The organism is Hydrogenophaga intermedia, from assembly GCF_000723405.1.
Lineage (GTDB): Bacteria > Pseudomonadota > Gammaproteobacteria > Burkholderiales > Burkholderiaceae_C > Hydrogenophaga > Hydrogenophaga intermedia.
Genome location: NZ_CCAE010000117.1, coordinates 1 through 1,321 on the forward strand (window position 1 = coordinate 1; position 1,321 = coordinate 1,321).

At 65.6% G+C, this 1,321-nt stretch carries 1 protein-coding gene and 1 pseudogene; both read right to left on the reverse strand.

All coding sequences use genetic code 11. The features are described 5' to 3' along the window. Positions 1-122 precede the first annotated feature (122 nt). Positions 123-236 (reverse strand): annotated as a pseudogene (locus BN948_RS27440) (aromatic ring-hydroxylating dioxygenase subunit alpha); the annotation flags it as partial. A gap of 55 nt (positions 237-291) precedes the next feature. Then, the coding region (locus BN948_RS25380) for a BMP family ABC transporter substrate-binding protein (protein ID WP_035624927.1) at positions 292-1,321 on the reverse strand (1,030 nt) is incomplete at its 5' end.

The window sequence follows — 1,321 nt, forward strand, 5'->3', positions numbered from 1 at the left end:
TGGCCGAAGGCATGGCCCTGCGTGACGCGGTTGGCAGCAACGATGCCGTTTCGGCCGTCGACCAGCGAGAGACGCGCGCCCCGGTGCGGGCAGCGGTCGGCCCAGGCATGCACCGCGCCGTGCTCGCGCCACAGCACCAGCGCTTCGCCGAGCAGGCCCAGGGCCAGCGGCAATTCGCGCAACGTGTGCGAAGCCACCACCGGATGCCAGAGTTGCCGTTCGATCATGGACACCATTCAAACAAAAAAGGGCTGCCTTGGGGCAGCCCTTTTGAAACCAGGGTGCGCTCCCTCAGTTCGGGACCTTGCCTTCCACGCCCTTGACGTAGAACTTGACGCCGCCCAGGAAGGCGTCATCGGCCTTCTGGTCCTTGGCCAGCACCTCCTTGCCGGCCTGGTCCACGATGGGACCGGTCCAGGGGTGGAAGCTGCCGTCCTTCAGACCGGCCTTGATGGTGTCGATCTTGGCCTTCGTCTCGGCCGGCACGTCGTCGGCGATGGAGACCATGTCGATCGCGCCTTCCTTGTGGCCCCACCACACGCCGCCGGTGCTCCAGGTGCCTTCCAGCGCGTCCTTGGTGGCCTTGACGTAGTACGGACCCCAGTTGATGACGGCCGACCCCAGGTGGGCCTTGGGGCCATAGGCGGTCATGTCCGAATCCCAGCCGAAGGCGCGCTTGCCGGCCTTCTCGGCGGTCTGCAGCACGGCGGACGAATCGGTGTTCTGGAACAGGATGTCGGCACCACCATTGAGCAGCGAGGTCGCGGCCTCGGTTTCCTTCGGCGGATCGAACCAGCCATTCACCCAGACCACCTTGGTCTTGATCTTCGGGTTCACCGACTGCGCGCCCAGCGTGAAGCTGTTGATGTTGCGGATCACCTCGGGAATAGGAATGGAGGCCACCACACCCAGGGTGTTGGTTTTGGTCATGGAGCCGGCGATCACGCCGGCCATGTACGCGCCTTCGTAGGTTCGGCTGTCGTAGGTGCGCAGGTTCTCGGCCGTCTTGTAGCCGGTGGCGTGCTCGAACTTCACGTCCTTGAAGTCGGCGGCGACCTTGAGCATGGGCTCCATGTAGCCGAAGGTGGTGCCGAAGATGAGCTTGTTGCCGTTGGAGGCCATGTCGCGGATCACGCGCTCGGCGTCGGCGCTCTCGGGCACGCTTTCGACGAAGCTGGTGACGACCTTGTTGCCGAACTCGGCCTCCAGCGCCTTGCGGCCGTTGTCGTGCGCGAAGGTCCAGCCGCCGTCGCCCACGGGGCCGACGTAGGCGAAGGCGATCTTCAGCGGCTCGGGCGCGGCCGGGGCGGCGGCTGAAGAA